General features: G+C 36.9%; 21 protein-coding genes and 1 pseudogene. 2 read left to right on the top strand and 20 right to left on the bottom strand.

The annotated features are described in order from the left end of the window. Positions 1–96 precede the first annotated feature (96 nt). The 17 genes and pseudogenes from JZO71_RS01615 to JZO71_RS12600 form a co-directional block, all read right to left on the bottom strand. A complete protein-coding gene (locus tag JZO71_RS01615) occupies positions 97–699 on the bottom strand; it encodes a GntR family transcriptional regulator (protein WP_206897851.1) in 603 nt (200 codons plus the stop codon). Between the two features lie 62 nt (positions 700–761). Continuing rightward, entirely contained in the window at positions 762–1409 is a 648-nt protein-coding gene (locus JZO71_RS01610) for a sugar transferase (protein WP_206897850.1), read from the bottom strand. Positions 1410–1492: 83 nt separating this feature from the next. Further along, on the bottom strand, positions 1493–1945 hold the full coding sequence (locus JZO71_RS01605; protein WP_206897849.1) for a DUF4352 domain-containing protein: 453 nt from the start codon (positions 1943–1945) through the stop codon (positions 1493–1495). 110 nt (positions 1946–2055) lie between these two features. Then, positions 2056–3225: a nucleotide sugar dehydrogenase gene (locus JZO71_RS01600; protein ID WP_206897848.1), complete on the bottom strand. Its 1170-nt coding sequence runs from the start codon at positions 3223–3225 to the stop codon at positions 2056–2058. A gap of 354 nt (positions 3226–3579) precedes the next feature. Next, complete coding sequence (locus JZO71_RS01595) at positions 3580–5004, bottom strand: oligosaccharide flippase family protein (RefSeq protein ID WP_206897847.1); 1425 nt, start codon at positions 5002–5004, stop codon at positions 3580–3582. Next, positions 4991–6130 carry a UDP-galactopyranose mutase gene (gene glf / locus JZO71_RS01590; RefSeq protein ID WP_206897846.1) on the bottom strand — a complete coding sequence of 380 codons (1140 nt, stop codon included), beginning with the start codon at positions 6128–6130 and terminating at the stop codon, positions 4991–4993. Before glf ends, JZO71_RS01595 begins: the two co-directional genes overlap by 14 nt. Beyond that, a complete protein-coding gene (locus JZO71_RS01585) occupies positions 6120–7196 on the bottom strand; it encodes a glycosyltransferase (protein ID WP_206897845.1) in 1077 nt (358 codons plus the stop codon). Before JZO71_RS01585 ends, glf begins: the two co-directional genes overlap by 11 nt. Before the next feature lie 143 nt (positions 7197–7339). Beyond that, positions 7340–8497 (bottom strand): hypothetical protein, encoded by a 1158-nt coding sequence (locus JZO71_RS01580; protein WP_206897844.1) that lies wholly within the window; start codon positions 8495–8497, stop codon positions 7340–7342. 82 nt (positions 8498–8579) lie between these two features. Beyond that, positions 8580–9821: a glycosyltransferase gene (locus tag JZO71_RS01575; protein WP_206897843.1), complete on the bottom strand. Its 1242-nt coding sequence runs from the start codon at positions 9819–9821 to the stop codon at positions 8580–8582. Continuing rightward, on the bottom strand, positions 9818–10666 hold the full coding sequence (locus JZO71_RS01570; RefSeq protein ID WP_206897842.1) for a polysaccharide pyruvyl transferase family protein: 849 nt from the start codon (positions 10664–10666) through the stop codon (positions 9818–9820). The genes JZO71_RS01575 and JZO71_RS01570 overlap by 4 nt, the downstream gene beginning before the upstream one ends. Beyond that, positions 10663–11136: an acyltransferase gene (locus tag JZO71_RS01565; RefSeq protein ID WP_206897841.1), complete on the bottom strand. Its 474-nt coding sequence runs from the start codon at positions 11134–11136 to the stop codon at positions 10663–10665. The genes JZO71_RS01570 and JZO71_RS01565 overlap by 4 nt, the downstream gene beginning before the upstream one ends. Then, positions 11129–11614, bottom strand: coding sequence for a PssE/Cps14G family polysaccharide biosynthesis glycosyltransferase (gene pssE / locus JZO71_RS01560; protein WP_206897840.1), 486 nt, complete (start codon positions 11612–11614; stop codon positions 11129–11131). The genes JZO71_RS01565 and pssE overlap by 8 nt, the downstream gene beginning before the upstream one ends. 10 nt (positions 11615–11624) lie before the next feature. Next, positions 11625–12074, bottom strand: a complete 450-nt coding sequence (gene pssD / locus JZO71_RS01555) for a PssD/Cps14F family polysaccharide biosynthesis glycosyltransferase (protein WP_206897839.1) — start codon at positions 12072–12074, stop codon at positions 11625–11627. Between the two features lie 244 nt (positions 12075–12318). Next, entirely contained in the window at positions 12319–12471 is a 153-nt protein-coding gene (locus JZO71_RS01550) for a hypothetical protein (protein ID WP_206897838.1), read from the bottom strand. Positions 12472–12549: 78 nt separating this feature from the next. Then, the gene (locus tag JZO71_RS01545) at positions 12550–15204 is read right to left on the bottom strand and encodes a toxin Cry1Ac domain D-VI-related protein (protein ID WP_206897837.1); all 2655 of its coding nucleotides are present in this window, start codon (positions 15202–15204) and stop codon (positions 12550–12552) included. Between the two features lie 844 nt (positions 15205–16048). Continuing rightward, positions 16049–16246, bottom strand: coding sequence for a hypothetical protein (locus tag JZO71_RS12605; protein WP_206898071.1), 198 nt, complete (start codon positions 16244–16246; stop codon positions 16049–16051). After that, positions 16244–16401: pseudogene (locus JZO71_RS12600) on the bottom strand (YopX family protein); the annotation flags it as partial. The gene JZO71_RS12605 and the pseudogene JZO71_RS12600, both read right to left, overlap by 3 nt. 108 nt (positions 16402–16509) lie before the next feature. Here JZO71_RS12600 and JZO71_RS12595 point away from each other — a divergent pair. Next, positions 16510–16638: a hypothetical protein gene (locus JZO71_RS12595; protein WP_430733273.1), complete on the top strand. Its 129-nt coding sequence runs from the start codon at positions 16510–16512 to the stop codon at positions 16636–16638. Further along, positions 16628–16957, top strand: coding sequence for a tyrosine-type recombinase/integrase (locus tag JZO71_RS12405; RefSeq protein ID WP_242590339.1), 330 nt, complete (start codon positions 16628–16630; stop codon positions 16955–16957). The genes JZO71_RS12595 and JZO71_RS12405 overlap by 11 nt, the downstream gene beginning before the upstream one ends. Positions 16958–17195: 238 nt before the next feature. On the opposite strand, the gene JZO71_RS01525 is transcribed toward JZO71_RS12405, so the two are convergent. From JZO71_RS01525 to JZO71_RS01515, 3 genes are all read right to left on the bottom strand, one after another. Continuing rightward, positions 17196–18344, bottom strand: coding sequence for a site-specific integrase (locus tag JZO71_RS01525; RefSeq protein WP_206897836.1), 1149 nt, complete (start codon positions 18342–18344; stop codon positions 17196–17198). After that, a complete protein-coding gene (locus JZO71_RS01520) occupies positions 18344–18535 on the bottom strand; it encodes a DUF3173 domain-containing protein (protein ID WP_016171849.1) in 192 nt (63 codons plus the stop codon). Before JZO71_RS01520 ends, JZO71_RS01525 begins: the two co-directional genes overlap by 1 nt. A 673-nt stretch (positions 18536–19208) precedes the next feature. Continuing rightward, the gene (locus JZO71_RS01515) at positions 19209–24218 is read right to left on the bottom strand and encodes a sacsin N-terminal ATP-binding-like domain-containing protein (protein WP_206897835.1); all 5010 of its coding nucleotides are present in this window, start codon (positions 24216–24218) and stop codon (positions 19209–19211) included. Between the last annotated feature and the right edge of the window lie 191 nt (positions 24219–24409).

The raw sequence follows: 24409 nt of genomic DNA, 5'->3' as shown, positions 1-24409 counted from the left end.
ATACAGAGAGTATACAAATTCTCCCTTGATTTTTCGTCCATTTCAGCAGTCATTTTTTGCGATTTAGCAAAAAAGTAGAACAGAATTTTTTCTGTCTCACTTATCAATTGTTTCAATTACTGAAATAAGATAGTTTTCCAGTTGCTCTGCTTGGTTTGCTTTCAACAAATCAAAAATGACGTTTAAATGGAACAGTTCTTCTTTCAATAGCGGAAAGTAGCCTACTGGGATATCGCAGTGTTCATATTTTTCTAATGAATCTAACAGATCGTTCGCTCGCAAGCTGTCCTTCATTCCAGAAAAAAAGAGCTGATCAATCGCTAATAATTGCTTGAACGGAAATGCACCAAATTCATCCCTTTCCATAGCCGTGAGAGCTGATTCAATTAGAGGTTCTTGTAATTTAAACTTGATTGGATCAAGATACTTGCCCAAAATCAAGTAGTATTCCCGTCGTAACAGCAAAAATTGCTTAAAGCGATTTTTGCTAAGCTGCAAGTTCTGCAGAATCAGAGATTTTCCATAGCGCTTTAAGATCCCCTCGCTCTCTAATTGTTGAATCGCGCTACGGATTGGCGTACGACTCATGCCATAGCGCTTGGCTAATTCCGCATCAACGATATGATATTCCTCAGGAAACTTCTTCTCCCCCAAATCTTGTAAGAACTGTTGATAGGCTTTTTTACTTAAAGAATCCATTCAAATCTCCACTCTCTTTGACGTCTAGCATATGTGGCAGATTTTCTTAATAGAATGAACCACTACATACCACCGCCTTTATTCGATAATTCTCTAAAGGTCAGTAAAATTATCTTGATATTGAAAAAGATGCTTCTTTTTCTTATGTATTCCAGATCCAAGGCCACCATCTGTTCAAAAGTCAACTGATTTCTTCCGCTGATCTGCCATAAGCCTGTGCAACCAGGTGTGACTTCTAACCGTTGTTTGTGATAAGCATTATATTCTGCGTACTCATTCAACAATGGAGGGCGCGGTCCAACAAAGGACATTTCCCCTTTTAAAATATTAATAAATTGAGGAAATTCATCAACGCTGGTTTTACGAATCCACTTACCGACTCTGGTGATCCGAGGATCTTCTTTCATTTTGAACATCAGTCCCTGCATCTCATTTTGTTCTTTCAACTCCGCTAATAAATGTTCCGCATCGACTGTCATAGATCGGAATTTGTACATATTGAAATATTTGCCATTCTTCCCTACTCGTTTTTGTTTAAAAATGACTGGGGCGTTGAAATCTTCTATTTTGATACAAAGTGCTACAACAACCAGTAGTGGTAGCGAAATGGAAATAGCCGATATTGCACCTATAATATCTAAGACCCGCCAGATGGTATCATGTAGTTTTTTCTCAAATTTGTTCGTACTGAGAATAATATTTTTTTCCATAGATTTCTCTCCATTTTTTTAAACTTACAAACATCCAATTGAGTAATAATAACCAGCTGCATGAATGGCTAGTAAAATTAACGCTATTCTTTTACGTCCCATTCCGCTGTTTTCTTGTCGCCTAATTTATAGATCAGCTTCTTAGGTTTTTCTGTTTTGTTCAATGAAAATGTAACTGGTCCTGATAGGCTTTTGGTTGGTTTAAGCTCATCACCAAAAGTTGCCATTGTAGGGTCGATATCCACTTCTTTTCTATCCGTAGTTTCTAGTACGAAATCGATTGATCCTAATCCTTTAGAATTAGAAGAGACATTTTCTCCTTTGACTTGGAAGGTGTATAAGATCTTTTCTTTGCCTAGCTCTTGTTTCTTTTCTTTTTTAGGTTGCGAAATGGTAAAACGAATTCCCTCGGCAACGGAAGTTTGTTTTTTTTCTTTGATGGAAGAATCGTTTTTAGTTGATTCATTTGTTCCGCAAGCGACTAGCAGACTGACTAACATCATCAGTGAACCAATTAGATAAATTATTTTTTTCATGTAAATTCTCCTTTGCTTGTCTAACACATACCGAAAGTATACGTTCTTTCTTCCATTCTTTTTTTTATTTCAGCGTTCTTATCGTCCGATTTAGCAAATCAACTTCACTCTTAATCATTGCCGAATAGGTCGCGGCTATAGACCTTAGCTCCAACATCAGACAATTCCTGATCCAATCGGTTGGCGAGAATCAGATCACTGATTTTTTTGAAGTTCGCGAGATCGTTGACAATCCTTACACCTGCAAATTCTGCTGCTTGGCTACTAGGCTCATAAATGACCATGTCAACATTCACTGCTTTCAGATGCTCCATCACTCCTTGAATCGATGAGTAACGGAAATTATCGGAGCCACTTTTCATCGTTAATCGATAGATCCCGACTGTTTCTGGTTTTCGAGCTAGAACTTGCTTAGCGATAAAAGCTTTTCTGGTTGCATTTGCTTCCACGATGGCATGCACCAAATCACTAGGAATATCCGTGTAATTCGCTCGTAATTGCTTAGTGTCTTTGGGCAGACAATAGCCGCCATAACCAAAGGAGGGATTGTTATAATGGGTGCCAATCCTCGGATCCAAACCGATTCCTTCAATGATCTGCTTCGAATCTAAGTTGCGAAGTTCAGCGTAGGTATCTAATTCGTTGATGTACGCAATCCTTAAGGCTAAAAAACTGTTAGAAAATAATTTGATTGCTTCTGCTTCTGTCGGATCGGTCAACAGTATTTCAGCGGACTGTGTCGCTGTTCCTCGTAAGAACATTTCTCCAAGTTGCTTTCCTCGTTTAGAACGTTCGCCAATAACGATCCGTGTAGGATAAAGATTGTCGTAGAGTGCTTTTCCTTCTCTTAAAAATTCTGGTGAAAAAAGAATGTTCTCTGTCGCGAATTTATGCTTCATCTCCAAGGTAAAACCAACTGGCACGGTCGATTTGATGATAATCAAAAGTTCGGGTCGCAATGCTAATGCTTGTTCGATCACTTCTTCAACTGTAGTCGTATCAAATGAATTTTTTTGCTCATCGTAATCAGTCGGTGTCGCAATCAGCAGGCACTCGGCAAAAGCGACAGCCGTTTTAAAGTCCGTAGTAAAGCCAAGGTTCAACTGGTTTTTATTGCCCAAAAATTGCTGGATTTCCTGATCTTTGATAGGTGATCGCCCCTGCTGCAATTGTTGGACTTTTGTCTCTATGATGTCATAAGCTAAAACCTGTTCTTTTTGACTAAGAAGTAACGCATTGGATAGACCAACGTAGCCTAGTCCGACAACTGAAATTTTCATATAACATTCCTTTCTATTTCTTTGATTGTCCAAGAGACAACAAATACTTTTAAGATATACCGGAAGTATACGTCAGCCATGCTTGCCTTTTTTTCTTTTCAGCGCAGCTTTTGTGCGTTTTGGCAGATCATAATCAATTGTTAAACCGCGCAGGTCTTGATACTCATCCTCTAGCTGCCCTTCTCCTGATTACGCTACATTTTCTATAAAAAATGGACCTGTGACCAAACGCCTGTCACAGGTCCTCTTTCTTCTGGAAACAATGTTCCAGTAATGGCTTCCCCAGAAACAAACTGAGTAAGCACAGATATTTTCGGTTTATTCCCCTGATTTTTTTGAAACTGGATATTTCTGTCAAGAACTTGTCTTAGCTTTAAAAAATAAGCGGACGTCAAGCCACATTTTTGAGCGTAATAAGATATTCAGAGCGATGTAGCAGCCCCCGCCAAAGATGATTTGAATCACTAAATTCAAAAAAGTCATAGCCATCCGCTGGTTCAAATAAATGACAACAACGAACATTAAAAACCCAGCAAGGAAATACTTCCAAATCCCGCGAAACAATTCTACTTCCGCAAGTTCCTTGCGAATCATTAAAAATTGATAACCCGTCACGGTCCCTTCGGCAATCGATGTCGAAATCATTGCTCCAAAAACGCCAAAAACCGGAATCAGTAGTAGATTACTAATAATATTTACAATAGCACCTGCGACGACCGATAAAGTGTAAGGACGCAGCTTGTTTAAGGGTAATAAATATTGGACACCAAATACATTAGACCAAGCGATAAAAACGATCACTGGTGCTTGTATCAGCATTAGCAAACCAACTTCGGCGAACTTCTCACCAAAAAAGAATGGCGCAAAATTCAATGAGATCCCCATGATTCCAAACATGATTGGTACCGCTAATGCAGTCATACCATTAAAGGAGTTGCGTATAATCGTCAAAACGCCACGATGATTCCCATTAGCATACAAGCTTGAGACACGAGGCAGCATCACCGTTCCTAACGACGTAACTAAAGTCAATGTAAGTTTGATGATTGAATCTGACTGACCGAAAAAGCCAACTGCTGAGATTGAATCAAATATGCCAATCATATTTTTGTTCAACAGCAGATAAAGCTGGATAGCGATTTGCGGTAAAAACAGCATAAACGTTGGTCGTAAATGTCGACCGATATTTAGTTTTCGAGCCGGTCTCTGAAGCTCATTTTTCATAAACGGCCACAGCGAAAGATTCCCGAATAAGGTGCTTCCAGTAACAATCATGATATATTTTGATAGATCTGCCGGCGTTTTTACAAAAAAGAAAACACAAAATAGCGATGTCAGGGAGACTAAGAAATTTCGGCCAACGATTCGTTTAAAATTTTCCTTTCCCATAAAATACCAAGAAATATCAAATGCGGCAGCAACAAGTGCGATTCCCTGAAATAAATACAGCTGAACATTTTGCTGTTGGAAAAATAAGAAAACACAGAAAGCAGCCACAGCTCCGCTAATCGTTAAAAACCGCAGCAATATGATTTCACAAAAAATCTGGCTAAGTTCAGCTTTATTTTTTTGGTTATATGCTACCTCACGATTACCATACGTAGCGATTCCAACAGAACCAGCTAAGATGAAATATTGAATAATCGTATGAGTATAAGTATTTAACCCCACACCAGTCGGACCTAATACGCGAGAAATATAGGGAATCGTGATCACAGGGAGTAGGATCATCAAAAGCTGATAGGAACTATTCAGTAAATAATTTTTAATAACCTTCACAAGCAAATTCCTTTTTCACTAGTTGTAACGCTGCATGGATTACTTGATCCATATCATAATATTGGTAATTTCCCAAGCGGCCACCAAATATAACCTTTTCTAATTGATTGGCTGCTTTGCGATAACGTTTAAACAACGTCATATTGCGAGCATCATTAACTGGATAATACGCCTCTTTTTTGCGATCCCAAGCTTGCGGATATTCTGTAGTAAGGACTGATTTGCCACTTTCACCTTGTTGATCAAAATGCTTCCACTCCATGATCCGCGTATAAGGTGTTTCACTATCTGTATAATTGATCACAGCGTTTCCTTGCACATTATCAACATCCACTATTTGTGTTTCAAACCGTAAGGAACGGTATTCTAACTCACCATATTTATAATCAAAAAAGCGATCGATCATTCCCGTGTAGATAATTCGCGGAAATTCAGTTAAATAGCCCGTTTGATCGGCAAAAAAATCTGTATCTAACTGGATATCAATTTTTTCACTAGCTAACATTTTTTCAAAAATCTTCGTGTAGCCGTCAACAGGGATTCCTTGATAGCGATGGTTAAAATAATTGTTGTCATAAGTAAAACGAACGGGCAACCGTCGAATGATAAATGGTGGCAGCTCGGTGGCTGCTCGTCCCCATTGTTTCTCGGTATACCCTTTGATTAATTTCTGATAGATGTCTGTACCAATCAAATGGATAGCTTGTTCTTCGAGATTCTGTGGTGCACCTTTACTTCCGACTTGTTTCTTTTGTTCTTCTATTTTTTGGGCTGCTTCAGTAGGCGTCTTCACCCCCCATATTTGATAAAAGGTATTCATGTTAAAAGGGAGATTGTACAATTCCCCTTGATAGTTTGCGACGACTTGATTGATATAACCGTTAAACTCACTGAATTGATTGATATAGTTCCAGATTTCTTGATTATTGGTATGAAAAATATGCGCACCATAATCATGGACATTGATTCCATGTTCTTTATGCGTGTGCATATTTCCTCCAATATGTGCACGTTTTTCAAGAATCAGGATCCGTTTGCCACGTTTGGCAGCTTCATGGGCGAAGACTGAGCCAAAAGGTCCAGCTCCAACAATCAAATAATCATAATTCCTCGTATTATATTTCATTGTTTTCCACTCCAATCATTTTTTCTGCTACTCTTAATGCTTGTGTCAAATAGTAGCCCGAACGAATCTGTTCGCTGACTACTTGGATTTTTTCTTTCATGTGTTGATACTCTGTTTCAGTAACGGAGGCAATTTTTTCGGGTAGCTCATTTAAATCCTCAATCACTAGACCTAGCTTATTTTCTATAATGAAAGAAGCGATTGCCGCTTCTTTCCAAACAATCACCGGGAAACCGGCAGCTAAATAAAGCGAAACCTTATGGGGACTGTTATATCGTTGATAATTGGCATACGCGCCATTGCCCCCAGTAAAATCACGGCTATCCCAAACTAAACCATATGAACCTTTCATAACATTTGCGATCTGATCTGCCGGATAGCTGCCAAAATAAGTAACATTTTCGTAGTCAGAGATTCTTTTTGCTAAAGCCGAGCCATATAGATTGAATTGTATCCCGACTAACTGATCGATTTTTTCTAAAGCTTGGACTTTCTTGCTGTCAAGATTACCGGCCATAATTACTTGATTACCGAACTCCCCGCCTGAATGAGAACTCTCCGTCAAATAATCAAACAACTCAAGCGTAAGAAGCTTATCGGCGGGCAAGCCTTGTTTGATTAGCCAGTTTTTCATCATTTTATTATGCACAATGACTACATCTGCCTGTTTTAAATAGGCAATCCGACTGAATTTCGTGACGAAATTAGTTTTTTTGTCATTCAGCACTTCTTTACGTAGCTCTTCGATATCATGGATCAAAACGATCTTTTTATTTTTCCGCCAACGATTCACTCCTTCGAAAATATGTAGCAAAAAAACGCCTCTTAGAAAAAAAGTTGGATAATGAAAAATGTATGTACTTCGTTTTTTGCTTTTTAAAAGACCGAACAAGCTAATCACTGGGGTAAACAGTGTATTTAAATACAAATTTTGATACACCCTTGAGGGTAAATGCAACCGATTCTGATACCCTCGTTTTTCAAACAAAAATTCTGCATCTTGTTTTGCTTTGCCACCGGCATTATTGAAAACACCATCGTACAATTTAAAAAAATTTTTTTGCATAGTTGCACTCCTTTGTATGTCTTTCGACGATATACCAAAAGTATACAAAACTCCCACTTTTGAAAAATCATTTTTAGCATAGCTTTCAGCCGATTTAGCAAATAAAAAAGCCCTCTTATTTTATTAAGAGAGGCTCTTTTGAATCATTGTCTAGGGAAATCGGCAGACAGCTTGGTTGCCAAAGCCATTATGAACGCATAACCGACCGCCATCGGATTAAAGAAGCTATTGGACGACGTACTGGAAATGACTAGATGAATCAGTGGCAAACAAAATGCTAAACCGAAAGCACCATTTTGTTTCAATAATCGAACCCCACGCGTACACAGACTAGCTAGCAAACCAACGTAAGTGCCCAAACCAAGATAACCGTACTGTCCTAAGATTGCCGGCCAAAAAGAATCAGTCAAATACTGGGTATGGATATAACCTAAACCATAGACCTGGCGATAACCTAAATCGCTGTACAAGGGTGAGTAGTATGTTCTAGCGGTAAACGTGCCAAAAGTTGCCAGCCCTTTTCCAATTGGAAATGTTTCTTTAGCGATAGCAAATGCGTCCTCTGTTAAAATTCCGCGTGCAGATTCGACCCCACCACCGTAATATTTGTCAAAGGAGCCAGTCAACTGGATCAGCAAAAATAAACCACTCAGTGCAATTGCGCCTGAAACAAACAGTCCAATTCGCCCAATTTTTATCCCAGTTTTTAGATAAAGATAGATTAGTAAGAAAATCAAGACGAATCCGAAAGAGCGAGAACGAAGCGTCAGCAGTAACGGTAAGAGCAGCAGCCAACTATACAAGCGATTTTCTTTTAATTGGTTTGAGGTTAACAATAAAATACTCAGTGTACTGACGACTGCCATTGCTAAAACAAACGGATGGAAGAAAATAAATTTGAAGGCACGCAAACCAAAGCGGGTTTCACTGGCTAAAAAAATAGCAGGAAATCTCAGAAAAGAAGAAAAGCTACTGACAAAGAATACAGTTGCAAGGACTTTGGCAAATTTTTTGATTTTTTCTAGCAACTCATGGATATCCAACTCGCGAAAAATCAATAAACTGCTCCAAAAAATCAAGACGAATTTTGAAGTAGCCATTAGATCCAAGACTACCACTTTAGCTGGCTGCAATTGATAGATCAAACTTCCAATTAAACCGATCATTTGAAAAACAATCAAAATCTTTAATTCACGATAATCGCTTTTCTTGGTTTTTTGCTGTAAAAGAATTAGCAACGCGAATAAAACTGAAAACAAGGTAAACAATTCATCGAATAGTCCAAAAACGGTTCGAACCACTCCATTGGGAAACTCCGAGAAAAAAGACTGAAAGATAAATAAAAAAACTAGAAGCGGATAAAACGTATTAATTGTATGATTTTTATGCATCTGCTAGTTCCTTCGCTATTTTTTGATAGAAATGATGGTAATTGGTTTGCGCTTGATAATTTTTTTGCCAAAAAAGTTTTGCTGCTGTTCGCAATCTTTGCTGATCAGTGACTGATTGATTCTTGATTCTTTCTAAGCATTGTAGCAAAATATCGCTTGAAAAATTGCTGGGAATCAGATAGCCATTCTCTTGATTGATCACTACTTCGCTAGTTCCCCCGACATCCGTAGCAACCACTGGAACCCCAAAGGAGATCGCCTCCATGATTGAGACCGGAATTCCTTCCGTAGAACTTATGTTGATGAAGACATCCACTGGATTGTTTTGATAATACTGATAAACTTCCTGATTTGCTCGATAGCCTAAACATTCAAAATCAATTTGTGCGAGCTTTTCTTGTGCACGTGCTTCAATCTTTTTCCTTTCCGGACCATCACCAATATGCGTCCAGCTCACATTTGTTACTTGCCATCTGCTCAGAGCGTCAATCAACAGTTCCAAACGTTTCAACGGGATCATTCGAGAAACTGTTAGAATACGGAACCGTTGATCTGTCGAAGGGACGTTCAGCCCCTGATGGTAGGTTCCTAGCTTAGAAACGAAGATTTTTTGTTGCTGATTAGTAAACCGTTGCTTTAGATAGGTCGCACCATTTTCTGAGATTGGCAGAACGAAGTCCAAATTTTCCATCAGATACTCACGAGAAGGTAAGAATTGATTTTTTTTGCGCTCTTGATAAATATCAAAGCCATGCGCTCTGGAGATTGCTAAATTTTTACAACCTTCACGGGAAAAGTACTCCTTTAATTTCACCGCAATCGAAGCAGTCGTATGCAGCCAATAACTATAAATAACGATCTCGTCTTCTGATTTAATGGAAAATGCCGCTAGCTGACTAATGATTTTCGGTGTCACTTCTTGAACGATGAGATCATCCACAAGCTGATCGAATTTCTGAGACCAAGTTCGTTGCTTGATTTTTGAAAAAGGTGTCTTGAACCCTGCTTTCAGACCAATCTTGATTTTTCTGTACTGAAATTCCCGTTGATTAACGGAAAAAAACGTGACATTTTTTCTTGTAATCTTACGCGTTGGTTCTTCGCCACGCACCGCATGGATCGGAAACAATAAAATTCGATCAAAATCTTGGGGAATCTCCTTCATCTCATTTTCTAAAAAGGACTCACCTGTTTGAAAGGGAAATTTCTTGTTTAGAATAATCAAATATTTCATACTTCCCACCGTTTGTATGGAAAAGCATCGCTCATACGTTGCTTGGCTTGATCCACCATCGTACGAGTCACTCGGTATTCTTGCTTGATAAACGCCTCAGTCAACCAATCGATCCCTTCATCCAGCACATTGATCGAGTGATGTGCCAAATCGTAAGCTGAATAATAATCATCAAATTTGAAGCCGTCCCCTAATAAGTTATCTGTTACTACAATATGGATATTCGGTACATAAAAAGCATCGGCTACGATCAATCCATGTAAACTACTGGAAATAACAACTTCACATTGTGCAATCTCGCGAATTACTTGGTGAGGCTCCTCTTTTAGATCAATCAATTTTGAATCTGGAAATTGATTGATCAGCTCTTGGAAAATTGGATGGTCTTGTTCTTTGAAATGAGGAATGATTCCCACACGATACCGTTTTTGCTGTTCGATCCCGGATTCTACTAAATAAGGTGCTAAAATGCCGCCATCTCCTAAAGGAATATCGACCTCATGACCGAGAATCTTTTCAACTTTTTGTTTCGTTAATTTCCCACGAAGTGCGTGGAAAACCATCTTTTTCCGATAAAAAGGCCCCCAATCTTTATCTTCAATAAATCCTGTACCCCAAATATGAACGGTAGGGTACATTTTTCCGAATATTTGTTTAACTATTGCCAAGGGTAAGTTGTTTTTGTCAACAGTAAATTGACCTAAGCCACTGCCAATTCCACTTAATTCAGCGGTCAAGGGTGTCTTTCTTTCCATTGGGAATTTGAAATACTCTTCCATTAATAAAACATTTAATAAATCACCCATATTGGGTAATTCTGCGTGATACATTTTTATTTTATTCATTCTATTCTCCTGTTGTTATAACGTTTTTGTTTAAGCTCATCAAAACGGCCGATCACTTGAGCAGGATTTCCTCCAAGAATCACACCAGCTGGAAAAGGTTTAGTTACGACAGCTCCAGCGGCAACAATCGTATCGTCTCCTAATTTTGTCCCATAGACTAATGTAACATTGGCACCAATTGCGACATTATTTCCAATTTGTATTTCACCGACATGCTTCTGTAATATTTCATCCTTATCCATGGCATTAAACATGAGGTGAAACATATCATGTGTAATGAAGCGAACATTGGCGGCGATATGAACATTTGAGCCAATCGAAACTTGTTCTGGTTCACTTGGGATCAAGAGTGGACGCCAAGTGACATAGGTGCCAAATTTTTTGAAAGGAACGTGACGCTTTAAATATTCTGCTCGGCTTTGACCATTTTTCTTGAAAAACAGCATCAGTTGGATAAAATTTTTATGCATGATTGTCCTCCAATAGCATTGAAAGATTTTGAATAAAATGTTCGTTATTTGATTGAAAAGTCTTTAGCTTTTGTTCTTCAATTGCAGTAATTGTAGCAGCTAGCTCAGATAACTCTGTTACGGCGATGATGTAACCAGTTTTCGCAAAAGACTCAACGATTTGGATCTGATGATTATCTATATGTTCGCCATAGCACTGTAGACGTGGTACGGCGATAACTTTCTTATGTGCTTTCAGGCCACTAACGATTGCTCCGCTACCACCATGAGTTAGAATGACTGAGGCTTCGTGGATCATTGATTGGAAAAGTTTGCGTGTCAAAAATGGCTGAAATTCGAAATTTTTCGGCTGATAATCACTAGCACCAATCTGTGCAAAGACGGGGTCAGTGATCCATCCTTGTTCAATTAATTTATCAACTGCCTCTAATAGACGATTAAATTGAAATTTTTGTGACCCTAATGTAATAAAAATCATCGTATCCCCCTTAATACAGACTGCCCAGATAAATAGCATTTGGATAATATTTTTTCAAGCTTTCCCACTGAATCACGAAAGTATCCGCAAATTTATAGATTAGCTTTCCTGTTTGGGTGGGATCAGAGATTTTGGCGAAACTTTCAATGTAAATGATTTTTTTGCGAAATAATTTCCCCAGTATCATCATTGGAATAGCTGCCAAAACACCAGTGGATATGATCGTATCTGGACGTTCCTTAAAAAAGATCCATCCTGATTTGATAAAAATCTTCAGGATGTAAAAAAGAAAGAACCATTCTCTGCGATTCACTTGTTGCAAAAAATATGTATTTTTTTCATTCTGATGATAGTCCGTCTTTTCGGTCACATAAAAAACTTCATGCTCATCTGCTAATTTTTTCAGCATCAGCAGTTGCTCATAATGACCACCTGATGAGGCAATCAAACAAATCTTCATTTTGCATCACTCTTTTCTTTGTATACGTTGTGTATATTGTACGTTGGCTAGCATTCTATTTTTGTTGAAGGAGCAATCTTTTTGGCTGAAATAGCAAAAAGTATCAGCTTCTGAGCCAAAACAGTTGTATCTAAATCAACCAGCTTGAATTTGTCGACTACTTTTAAGCGATGCAACTAAACGAGTTCCTGCAAAATTTCCGATAATCCTACTGTTGCCAATCTTGAATCTATTTATCAGCAAGTCATTCGTCTGTTCTTTCACTGAAGCACTCTTTTACTTGATTCATTGCACCAGCTATTGTTTTTTCACTACCCAGCAATTCATTCACTAACTGCGCTGATGTGCCAATGCTTTTTTCCTTGATTCCATCAGCTAAAATTTGTTTGATTCCCATAAACAATTGATGAACTGAATTTTCAAGCCTTTAAATAAAGAAAGACCAGCTCACTTTTCGCGAACTAGTCTAACAAATTTATTCAATCTCTAATGCTTTGCGATCCAATTCTTTTCCGTCTTTATCTAAGCCGGCAACTTCAACGGTATCACTTGCTGAAAAACGGTTGTAGGCATACATCGTAAAGTGGCCATTTTCAAAGGTACCACCTTGAACATTTTGTAGCCCATTCACATATAAACGAGCTTTGACGATACTTCCCTCGTATGTTCCAGTAATATTTGCTGTTCCTATTTTATATTTATCTGGCGAAATTGTGCCTGACGCACTTAAAATTGGAACTTCCTTACGATCCAATTCATTCCCGGCTAAATCTAAAGCTGCTAATTCTACTTTGTCTCCAGCTCTGAAACGGCCTGCTGCATAAAATCTAAAATCACCATCACTAAAGTTTCCACCAGTTACAATTAACTGATCATTCACATATAGGCTGGCTTTTGCAGTGTCCCCCGTGTAAGTTCCTGTAATCTCTGAAGTTCCTAAGCGATAGGGATCAATCGTGATCGTTCCAGTCGCTTGAGCAAAGGTGACTTCTTTTCTATCCAATTCGTTACCAAATTTATCGATTCCTGCCAATTCTACTTTATCATTTTTGTTAAAACGACCAACTGCATAGAAGGTAAATTGACCGCTCGCAAAAGTACCACCAGTTACGATTAAATTATCATTCACATACAGGCGGGCTTTGACGACATCGCCAGTGTAGCTTCCAGTGATATTCGGCGTTCCTAATTTAAACGGATCAACTGTAATTGTTCCAATTCCTTTATTCAATAACGCTTCTGCTTTTTGGATACGCACAGTCAATTCCGCTTTCCAAGCACCGTTCATTAAACCCTCTGTCGTTACTTTAGCTGCATTGATTTTGGCTTGATCCACCCCTGAAGCCAGTTCACTATCTGTTTCGTCAGTAAATAATGCATCGACTTCTATTTTTGCTGCTAAGAACCCTTGGGCACGGATAACCAATCCTGTCAATTCTGTTTTCTTTTCTCCATCTCTTAAAGCAGCGACTTTCTCAACTGCTTCATCGATTTGAGTTTCCGTTACACCAGTGGCCAAAGCATCCTTGGTACTATTACGGAACAAAGCATCAACACTTATCTGAGCTTCTTGTTCCTTCTCACCTTCTGAAGCTTGGTCAAGTAATTCTTGCGCTTTTTGGATTCGAGCAGTTTGTTCCGTTTTCCAAGAACCATCCATCAACTTATCAATTACTGCTTTAGCAGCATCGATTTTAGCTTGGTCAACACCTAGAGCTAATTCATTATCTGTGTCATCTGTAAATAAGGCATCCACTTGCCCTTTTGCATCGAAGAAGTTTTGAGCTCGAAGGATCAATTCTGTTAGTTCCGTTTTCTTTGTACCATCTTGTAATGCGGTTACTTTTTCTGTAGCCTCATCAATCTGATTTTGAACAACGCCATCAGCTAAAGCATCTTTAATCTCACTACGGAACAAAGCATCCACGCTCATTTGGGCTTCTTGCTCTTTTCCTGCTTCATCAGTTAGTAGATCTTGCGCTTTTTGAATCCGTGCATACTGTTCGGTTTTCCAAGTGCTGTTCATTAAGCTGTCAACTATTCGTTTTACTTCATCAATTTCGGTTTGACCCACACCATCGGCTAATGTACGATCTGTATCATCCGTAAATAATCCGTCTACTGCCACTTTAGCATCAAAAAATTCTTGGGCACGAGTAACTAATCCTTGTAATTCTGTTTTAACTGAACTTGCTTCCATTTGATTGACGGCATTAGCGGCCGCAGTGATTTGTTCGTTCAAAAGACCTTCGACTAATGCATCATAAGCCTCTGTTCGAAATAATTCTCTGACCATTCGTCGTTCATTGCGATGTGGGTCAGCCTTAATTATTTTTTCTGTCCAACTTGAAGGAATCGTGCTCCCCATCAAGTGTCGAATCTTTGTAGTTTTTCCAAGTGTAAATAAATAAACTTGAAAATCTACTAATTGGACTACTGTTCGAGTATTCCCAGTTTGAATATTATAAATATGATTTGAAGAGTAATCGTCTTTTAATTGAATTTGCAAATCAGTCGTGTTAGCTGGGTGATAGATAACCAGTTCCCCACTACCCGCAATATAAGATTCATAATTAACTATGGACTGATTATATTTCTGGATAGCACTTTGTTTTTCTTCGACAGGATTTTCTCCTTCGTAACGGCGAAAACTTAGCGTCGCTGGTGCAGCAAAACGATTAAACTCATCGGCTGTCAGATCAATTTGGGTTGCTTCACTAGTTTCATCGACACGAATAATTCGCCCAACGCTCCAATCCTCACTGGCTAGTTTTAATTGAATAGCAGTCGTACCTTTTGGAAACTTAACAGTTACCCTCCCAGTTCCTTCCATGTAAGGCGTCACCTCAAAAGCAGCAGTGATCTCAGTTTCTGTCTTAACCGTATCCGCCTTTTTATCAGAAGAATCCATTGTTTCTGCTGATTCTTCCGTTGTTTTCTCGTTAGTAGCATCTTTCTTTTCTGGAGAATCTTCCAATAGCTCTTTAATGGGATTTACTTGATCGCTACTTTCAGTCATTTCTTGACTTTCTACTACCGCGAAAACTTGTAGCGGTTGTAAAACCATTGGTGCGAAAAGTGTGACAGTTGCGGCTGTAACAAAAATTTGTTGGAATCGTTTCTTATCCATTTTCTAACTCCTTGATTTTAATAATTTCCTTTAGGGATTCTTTAAGTATACGGATAAGACAAATCAATTGGATTCAATCTAGCATTCAATTCAGATGTTTTTGCAAAACATCAGTCCCTCATTTTCTCTAACTAAATTTTTTACTTTGGTTTCCTTCAAAACCAATCGGTACTAGTTTCCTTCGTTACTGCAAAAAAGTGCTAGTCATCCAAGTGATTTAATCTGTGATAGAATTTAGCTTCTCTGCTCTATTACTAGCTACATAGTATTTTATGGAAATTAGTTAGCAAACAGATTTTTGTAAGCTCCTCTTATTTCAAAATCAAGCACTGCTTCCGGTTCGCTAAAGTAGAAATATACATTTCTACAGCATGTTTGATAATGTGTTGCCGTTTGTATTCGTTCATTCTGCTTCCTTCCAAGATTCAGCTGTCATGCAATTGCAGACTAACATTTTTGTCATACAAGACGTTTCTTAATATTTATTTGATAAGTTTAATTCCAGATAGGATGTGATTATATGTTTGAAGGATTATGCAACTTATTAGCTGCACCATTCGAAATTTTTTCAGATTTCATTTCAAATATATTCAACTAGAACAGCATTTTTGCTGTTCTTTTTTTATTAACCCCTCTGGCCGCCTACAATAATCATTCTGCTTCATCCATTAACTCAATCGCAGGACCACACGCCATTTCATTGTTAAAACAATGAATGTTCGCTTCTGTATAGTCCAAATGTTCTTGTTTTCCTTCCTGATTCATTAGACAAGTATGTCCAGCCCAACTATTAAAAGAGTCTAACCAGTTCTGATCATTTGAATACGTGTAATAATAAATTTACTCATCCTTCTACTACCGCTCCATCCACTAAAAGTGCAACTGCATCAGCTTTCGCTTTATCTCTGAACGACTTGACACGTTCAATTTCACCGTCCCAAAAAACAACGCAGTCCACTTCATTCAATTCATCGAAATGAGTATCTACAAATGTTCCACCTTGGTCTATTTCGTTTACTTGTACCGAATCAAGAACTTGCACAATATCCCCCTCAAAAATCTCAACCCGTTCTTGTCTTTCAACCCTGTGGATTGCATAAGATATTTTTTGTCTACTTCTTTCCATCCAAAAGCTTCAGTAACCTCGACCCAAACTTCATCACTTTCGAATCGGTTACTCGTCACTCGGACTTCCATGTTCCTTTAGTCATTGCCTTCCATACTGGTTTAAGACGTGATGAAGTTTGTGGTTTAACTTGGGATGATATCTCATTCAGCGATCAAACTTTATCTGTAATCAGAATTATGCTACAAGATAAAAATGGCATTCAAATCGGTACACCTAAAACACAAGCTAGCTATCGTACAATTAGCATTGACGATATGCTCGTTGACGAACTAAAAAAAGCAAAAAAAAAGACAAATGGAAAATAGATTAAGATACGGAAATCATTACTATGAAAGTAATTTTGTATGCACAAAAGAAAACGGCGAACCAGTAACACCAAATTCTATTAAATGGTCTGCAAGCAAAATAAAGAAAGATTTGAACATAGAGTTTAATTTCCACTCACTGCGTCATACACACGCAACTATGTTGTTAGAAGATGGTGTAAAACCGAAAATTGTTCAAGAACGTCTGGGACATTCACGTATCTCAACCACTATGGATAAATATGTTCACGTTACAAAGAAAATGAGAAATGAAGCTGTAGATATTTTCGCCCAACGTTTAAAAAGGTCTATGGACTAAAACGCCCTATGTTCGCCCAAATAAAAACTTGGGCGAACATAGGGCGAATATTTTTAAATTTCACAAACTTTCAAGCTATCAAAAACGATGAAACCCTTGCTACTTCTTCGGTTCATCCTCATCCATTTTCGATTCCGACAACTAGCCTCTAAAGCCCGGTATATCAACACCGAAAATTCAAAAACCGGCTAAAAACGGCTCGTGACAGTAATTTGACAGCAGCAAATCGCAAAAAAAATTACACTTCAAATTTAGTAAATTCATCTGCTAAAGTTTGATTGGTATCGGGATAAAGATGCCCATACTTATCTAAAGTTGTCTTAACAGAAGAATGCCCCAAACGCTTTGAAACGGCATAGATATTGTTATTATGCTCAATCAAAAATGCCACATGAGAATGACGTAATCCATGTAAGTGAATCGGTTTGACACCAGCAACTTCAGCTAATTTTTTTACTCGACCTAAAAATGTCTTTGGAGATGGCGGCAAACCATCAAAGGTAAAAATGAAGCCCAAGTCATCCCCAATCGTTTTTTGAGATTCTTTCCATTCCCTTAAGTCTTCTATCGTTTGCTTGTCTAGGGTAATCGTTCGGATACTTGAAGTATTTTTAGTATCTGAGAAATCATAATCCGTTCTTGTTCGGATATAGAGTGACTTACTCACACTACAAGTTCCTTTACGAAAATCAATATCTGGCCACTGTAACGCAAAAAGTTCTTCACTTCTAAGTCCAGTCACGAATAAAAAGCGCATCATTCGTTTATAAAATTCTTCTTGGAAATCACATCGATATGAACAATTGTATACTTTCTTAAATTCATCAACAGTCCAAAATGCCACAACCGATCGCTGGGTTCTGATTTTCCCAATAGTATCTACCGGATTCTCATCAATGACTTCCAAAACTACCGCACGTTTAAAAATAATCCGTAACTTATTAAAGATCTGTTTAATATAATTGTTCGAAAGCGGACGTATTTTTCCTTCTTTATTCGTGACAGAACATTCTTGAACGAGAAATTGTTGAAACTCTTGAATATGAATTGGTCGAATTTTTTCCATTTGCATGTTTCCAAAATAGGCTAAAGCACGTTTTAAAGTCTTATCGGTTTTTACGTAAGTTTTCTCAATCGTCCCAAGTTTATACCATGGAAAAAAATACTTCTTATAAAACTCACGAAAAGTAATCCCTTGTAAATAAATTTCTTGAGAATCAGAATAATTCTTTTTCAATTCCTCCATCGCATCTTTTGCTTCTTTTTGCGATTTAAATCCTCTTCTAGTGGGTTGAATTCTCTTTCCGAAACGATCATAACCCAAAGTTAATGAAAAATACCACGTTCCTCTCTTCTCGTCTTTGTACACATTTGCAACTCTTCTCATCAGTATTCATCCTCCCAAGAAATGTGTAAGACCTCTTCAATGACACTCACGGGTATTCTTTTAATCTTGCTATTGCGATAAAAAGAATACCCATTAGTGACTAAAAGAGCTTTGCATTCCCTGAAGATCTTGTCAGCGTAATACCGTGAAAATCCCAACTTGATAATATCTTGCCGAGTGGCTGTCTTCATTCTACCGCCTTCTCTTTCCTACGTCAGCGCCTCACGAAAAAACATAAGTTACAAATTATAAAAAACATTTATTTATCTACCAGCTGCTCATGTCAAAAAGCACATAGGATTTTCACCTCTCCCCAGTGATGGCGAGCCAATTTGATTACGGAAGTATCATTATTGCATTTGCAGATCATGGCTCGAATTTGACGATTCTTCTCTCAATTATTTATCGCTCCGATTACTCATCATGACGTAATTGAGAAATGCTCCTGCAAATGGAAAGTACTGATAGATTTTGTATTCAATTTTCAAAGGTCATTTTTCTTTACACTAATAAAGACAATTGCGAATGCAAAAAAGCAACTCTCTTTGAAAGAAAGTTGCTTTTTTTAAATGATCATCATTATTAAAGTACATCAACAGTGTAGGCTTTCCTTAATTAGTTTAATCTAATAATTCTGGTTGCTCCAATAAAAATCTAATGATTCGACGACTCATTTTTTCAGCAAGATAAACTTGAACAGCATTCCCAATTCTTTATAGTTCTCACTAAATTTATAGTTTCCTGAATTAATCTTTGTCCCAACATCTTTGACATCATTTTATAGAGTTTGATACCAAGACACTTACAAAATACTAGCAAGAAGAGTTACTCCAACTCCTTGATTTTAATAGTTGAATTAGTGTCCTATTGTTCAAAAGTCTCTTTGTCAAAATTAATAATGATATTTTCTCGAGTAGAGTCTAAAATTGTTTTAGGGTTCTGCCTTTTCCCCAACTCTTTCAAAGTGTAATCCGGCACAGTATCAGAAAGAAAATGGAGGAGCGTAGTATCAGTTAAATATTTTCCATCTCGTAGTATCTCCTTATGTTTACCACTCAATGCATCCACTAAATGATAGGTCCAAATTCCATGAGCTAACAAATTACTTGCATAAGATGTTTCTCCAACCTGACACGATAAGAACACACCATAGTACGGGAATGAAGTTGTCAATACTTTGAATTCATCATCTTGTAAATCAGAAATCACCGATCTTTCGATACCCGAATTTAGTTTTTGCGCACATGCATCTATAAATAGTAAAGCATTTTTACATTCAGATTTCTTCAACGGAGTTAACAACACTTGATCCAAAGAAACAGATGTTTCAAATATATTGGTGGGGTAAGTATCATATGTTGATAAATAATTTGTTAACCCATCATGGAATCCATGACCAGCATAATAAAAGATTAATCTATCCTTTTCTTTTAACATTTTGACAAATGAACTAATTTCATTCTCTAGTACATTTTGAAATGCTTCCTCATTTACGAACATCAGAATGTCCTCGTCTTTTACATCCATCGTATTCTGAAGCATATTTTTGAAAGAAAAGGCATCTGCTTTCGCATATCTTACACTGGGCATTCTATTTCTTGGACTTGGGTAATATTCCTCAATTGCTATAATGATAGCCTTTGTTCGATCAAAATCAGCATGTAACAGCTTTTGCTGATGTATTATTGTACCACTTTCCAATAATGTTTGAGTCCCAACTCGAATATATTTTGAACCATCACATAATATTTCATCATCTGATTCCTCTACTTCAATTACTAATAATCTCTTGTCTTGAAACCATATCCAGTCAAATTTGAAATCAGGAACAATATTAAAAGAAGATGCTACTTTCTCTATTATTCGTTGAATCTGATAATCAGAACTTAATCCGATAATATCATTTTTTTCAATATGATTTTCTTTAATACCAAATATGATCTTACCGCCAGCTAAATTGGCAAAAGATGAAATTATTTGTGCAAGCTTTTGAGGTGCAAATGGCACTGGAGAACATTCAAATGTCTCTGAATTTTTTTGCCTAGCTAGTTCAACAACTTCTTCATCAGTAATTTCTATAGTATGGATAGGTATTCGATTTACACCAGTTTTTTCAAGTAATTGTCCTATAGACATTTTTTTGGGTACATTTATTCCATCTTCATACCATAGTTCTGCATCAACATACTTGAGTACATCAAACTCTGATGTATAAAATAAAATCACTTGATTATTGTCTGATGGTCGGGCCACAATCGTTAAATCATTGCCATTCTTAGTAATACCTCCAATAATACTTGGAGCAATTTGAAACTGACCAGAACAGTCATATTCAGGCAATAATTCAAGATAGTCTAAAACATTTTTGACAGATCTATCTATCATCTTTTGTACGTATAATAGCTTTTTGTAATCTGGATCTGAGATGTGATAATTCTGAGGTGATGTAACCCCCTTTTTTACTCTTCCCTCAACTTCCGCAAAAGACTTTGGACTTGTCTCAGTTTTTGAATTTTTCATTTTACTTATTATTTGATCTGAAAGAGGAACACCCTCTTGATTAAAGTATTCAACTATTTCTTCATAAGTAGAACGAAGGAGAAAATCAACTTTTTTATTTTGACCAAATAATCCAAAGTATCTTGCAAGCAAATCACTGAGGTAAAGTAACACGCTATTACTATACCAAGGCTTAGTTACATATAGTATTTTCCCATCAAAATGTGTATTCACATTCTTTATAAAATCAATACCCTCATAGGTTATTTCTAATTTATCGGCTTCAAAAATAGTTAGTTCTTCTATGGATCTGATTAATTCATTTGTATCTAAAATTTTAACATTTTGACTTTCTTCAAAGGATATCCACTCAGTCAGTGCAGGTACCACTGCAATTAGTTTGTTCTCTAATCCACTACAATATTCTTCATTGACCGCCTCTACTATAAATTGATTTTGTTCTAAAATTCTAACATCAAAGTGCCCAAGTAATGTTCTCAAGTATGGATGCTGCTTATTTTCAGAATTCAGTTCAAGAAATTGGAATTGCTCCTGAAAAATGGACTCATTTCCATCGATAAAGAATTTTATTTTCCCACATTCTTCAAATTTACCCGTTGTGGTTAGAAGCGAACTATTCAAACTCCATTCTTTAACTTCTAGAATCTCGTCACTACTTAAATTAGCTGTTAAATCAAGAATTTTTGAGTATACTATCTGTATTCTTTCAATATTTTCTTTTTTTACTTTTCCATCATCGGTGTCCTGAGAAATTTTTGTTAAAATCTCTAAATAATCCGATAAGGAAAAAGATGTCTTAAAGGAAAAAAATGATTTCCAATCTGGCGTTAAATCTTCACCTTCAAATATTGGCAAATAAGGACCAGAAATTTTTAGAATTTCTTCAGAGTTTAAAAATACATTATTTGCTGTCAAACACGTTTTCAGCGTAGTAGGAACACAAGAGATATTCTTTATGAACCACGGAAGATAGTTACTTACTTGGTTTCCTGATATTCTCCCAGGATACCCAGTTTTTCCCCAATATCCCGTTGCCGACATAGTTAGCTTATCTATATCGACATTATGAACAACGTCCCCCCAGAACACTTTTGCAAAAGGAAAGTTGTTCTCTGTATCCTCTAAGAAGCTAAGACTGGTTAGCCCTTTATACTTATCAATTAGGAAACTTGAAAGAAATGGCCTAAAGTACTTATCTTCTGCTTCCAGAAAATCTTTTCTAAGATCTATAAATAAAGGATCATGAACTATTTCAATTCCACATTTTACACCTAGCTTACTAAAAAAGACCTTCCAGTTATCCTTATCTCCCTTACTTCCTGTAAAGTAGGAATCATTGACAAAAATATCTTTCTCTATAATGTTTTCGATAATCAATCTGGGACCATAATAATCTGAAAGGTAACAATCTCTAGCGGGAACGAGCGTTCCTCTGGTAGTTAATAATCTAATTGGGCTTAGTTTAGTGAATAATTCATCAGGAAGTTCCCCTTTTAGGTAGAGATTAAATATATCAGAGATAACCGATACCGCATTTTCAATGGTTACGTAAGTATCAATGAACGGGATCAAATTTTGAATAATGTACGTAATATCAGTTTTTTCAGTAACACCGAGCGATTCAAGCCAATGCCTAGTGGCAATATCAGATCGAAGTTGTTCCAACAAAACGAAATTAATAAAGGAAAGTTCACTCTGAGTTTTATCCCATCTCTGATCTGATATTTCTGGGAAACAAACTTGTTCGGGTGGTAACATGCTATTTTTATGTGATAATACAAAGGATAGCTTCCTTAGATATTGATTGGTAACTTCCTGAATTTTTGGATCATCAAAACACTCTTTAAAAAAATTGATCAATTGTATATTATCTTCAGGAGAATGAGTATTCATAAAGTCATTCGATGAGAAGAGAGAATCCAAATCGTTCCAAGACAAACTAGCTGCTCCCATTTTTTTTAATTCACGATTGAATTGAGAAAATAAAGAGAACGACCTCTTTCCCGTAATCCTCGTATCAGCTTTTTGTTCAACATATCTTTTAATACAGAATCCATCAATAAAGTCTTCTTTGGAAATGTTAGTAAAATCAACTATTATTTCGTCAATTTTTTTCACAGTTCTTTCTTCGGTAAGCACAAAAGGTGTATTCTTAAGCGCTTCATCATACCCTCTATTAAAACTAGAACCCAAGCTATTTCCATTAATATGTTCAGGTAATAAAAAGTATGCCTGCGCTCCGTATTCACCTTGAACTAGGTCGGATATCCACTCAAAAATAGCCTTCGCAACTTCACTGAATATCCATTGATTCCATTTTGAATCAACATGTAAGCTTTCCCTGTTAGCAGATGTTAGGAAATTAGTGTTTACGAGAACAGGAATATCATATTTTCTTTCTTCTGTTGGAAGATATGCAAAAATTCGTTGATCCGTATCTTTTAACTTTGAAAGTCCATCGTCACCAATCTTTGCTCCGAGAGAAATTGTAATTTCCGTAGTTTGTAGCAACTTGTCTGGAATATTTTTTTCATCAGTTAAGAGAGTCCGGACACTCTCTGGAACTGATATTTGTCTTTCAGTTACTAGCCATTTATAAGGCTTTTGTGAGTTTTTTTGAATAGTAATAATATCTCTGTCACGACTTACTGAAATGACATCTTTTTTATCTAATTCGAATGTTATCTCACAAACATTTTTTAAAAAAAGAAAAATATTGGCATTATTTGCAATTAAGTCCAATGCTTCTAACGTTTCAACTACATTTGACAGTTCAATTATTGTAGCAACGTTAGCACGAATATTTTTAATATAAAGGCTGATGTCTGATTCAATGCTATTATTCTCTGTCCATATTGGGATAATCTGCCATGGCATTACAAATTGTCGATCATTAAATAACTCCCAGTTTTGTCGATTGCCTTTCCATCTCCAAGGGTGATTGTATGCTGCATCAAAAGAAAAATACTCTCCATCGCTATAAATGATAACTTTCTGAGAATGGCCAAAAACAGCTTTGAATCCTATTCCTTTATAGCCTGTCTTCGACATGTCACTTCTCTTTGTTCCGTTATTAATATTGCAAATTCCCCGTAAATCTTTATCTGAAAACACTGATCCACTATGAGCGACTACTAGTTTATTGTCGAATAGTTTTATCCATACCCTTATTGGTTCTCCATTTTTATAGGAATCATCCGCGTTTTGAAGAAGTTCATAAATAAACCGATTTGAATCAGTATATAAATCACCTGACAATGTTTCAAGAGAACTCGCTAGGTTCACCGCCTGACCCGGTTCATTATAATTTGAATTTTGATCAAACAATAACTGTATTTGTGGCTTTAATGTCATTAGAAACCTGACCCTTCTAGTTAGAAATTATGCATATTTCATTGTAATCATCTACATTTTATCATCGAATCATTTAAAACAAATAACCAGTTTTAACCCCTAATTTGTTAAGTATTTATGATAATAAAAAAAGTCACCGTTCTCCTCTATGATGTCTATGATGTAATTGGATACAGATACACTGGTGACTA

The sequence above is a fragment of the Candidatus Enterococcus courvalinii genome (assembly GCF_017315945.1).
GTDB lineage: Bacteria > Bacillota > Bacilli > Lactobacillales > Enterococcaceae > Enterococcus_B > Enterococcus_B courvalinii.
Note: the sequence above shows the minus strand (reverse complement) of the source record. Positions and strands in the feature narration are given on the sequence as shown.

What these genes read in the sequence shown, in the direction of transcription:
- JZO71_RS01615 (WP_206897851.1), bottom strand. Translation starts at nt 699, where the DNA reads ATGGATTCTTTAAGTAAAAAAGCCTATCAACAGTTCTTACAAGATTTG.
- JZO71_RS01610 (WP_206897850.1), bottom strand. Translation starts at nt 1,409, where the DNA reads ATGGAAAAAAATATTATTCTCAGTACGAACAAATTTGAGAAAAAACTA.
- JZO71_RS01605 (WP_206897849.1), bottom strand. Translation starts at nt 1,945, where the DNA reads ATGAAAAAAATAATTTATCTAATTGGTTCACTGATGATGTTAGTCAGT.
- JZO71_RS01600 (WP_206897848.1), bottom strand. Translation starts at nt 3,225, where the DNA reads ATGAAAATTTCAGTTGTCGGACTAGGCTACGTTGGTCTATCCAATGCG.
- glf (WP_206897846.1), bottom strand. Translation starts at nt 6,130, where the DNA reads ATGAAATATAATACGAGGAATTATGATTATTTGATTGTTGGAGCTGGA.
- JZO71_RS01585 (WP_206897845.1), bottom strand. Translation starts at nt 7,196, where the DNA reads ATGCAAAAAAATTTTTTTAAATTGTACGATGGTGTTTTCAATAATGCC.
- JZO71_RS01575 (WP_206897843.1), bottom strand. Translation starts at nt 9,821, where the DNA reads ATGAAATATTTGATTATTCTAAACAAGAAATTTCCCTTTCAAACAGGT.
- JZO71_RS01570 (WP_206897842.1), bottom strand. Translation starts at nt 10,666, where the DNA reads ATGAATAAAATAAAAATGTATCACGCAGAATTACCCAATATGGGTGAT.
- JZO71_RS01565 (WP_206897841.1), bottom strand. Translation starts at nt 11,136, where the DNA reads ATGCATAAAAATTTTATCCAACTGATGCTGTTTTTCAAGAAAAATGGT.
- pssE (WP_206897840.1), bottom strand. Translation starts at nt 11,614, where the DNA reads ATGATTTTTATTACATTAGGGTCACAAAAATTTCAATTTAATCGTCTA.
- pssD (WP_206897839.1), bottom strand. Translation starts at nt 12,074, where the DNA reads ATGAAGATTTGTTTGATTGCCTCATCAGGTGGTCATTATGAGCAACTG.
- JZO71_RS01550 (WP_206897838.1), bottom strand. Translation starts at nt 12,471, where the DNA reads ATGGGAATCAAACAAATTTTAGCTGATGGAATCAAGGAAAAAAGCATT.
- JZO71_RS01545 (WP_206897837.1), bottom strand. Translation starts at nt 15,204, where the DNA reads ATGGATAAGAAACGATTCCAACAAATTTTTGTTACAGCCGCAACTGTC.
- JZO71_RS12595 (WP_430733273.1), top strand. Translation starts at nt 16,510, where the DNA reads ATGCTACAAGATAAAAATGGCATTCAAATCGGTACACCTAAAACACAA.
- JZO71_RS12405 (WP_242590339.1), top strand. Translation starts at nt 16,628, where the DNA reads ATGGAAAATAGATTAAGATACGGAAATCATTACTATGAAAGTAATTTT.
- JZO71_RS01525 (WP_206897836.1), bottom strand. Translation starts at nt 18,344, where the DNA reads ATGAGAAGAGTTGCAAATGTGTACAAAGACGAGAAGAGAGGAACGTGG.
- JZO71_RS01520 (WP_016171849.1), bottom strand. Translation starts at nt 18,535, where the DNA reads ATGAAGACAGCCACTCGGCAAGATATTATCAAGTTGGGATTTTCACGG.
- JZO71_RS01515 (WP_206897835.1), bottom strand. Translation starts at nt 24,218, where the DNA reads ATGACATTAAAGCCACAAATACAGTTATTGTTTGATCAAAATTCAAAT.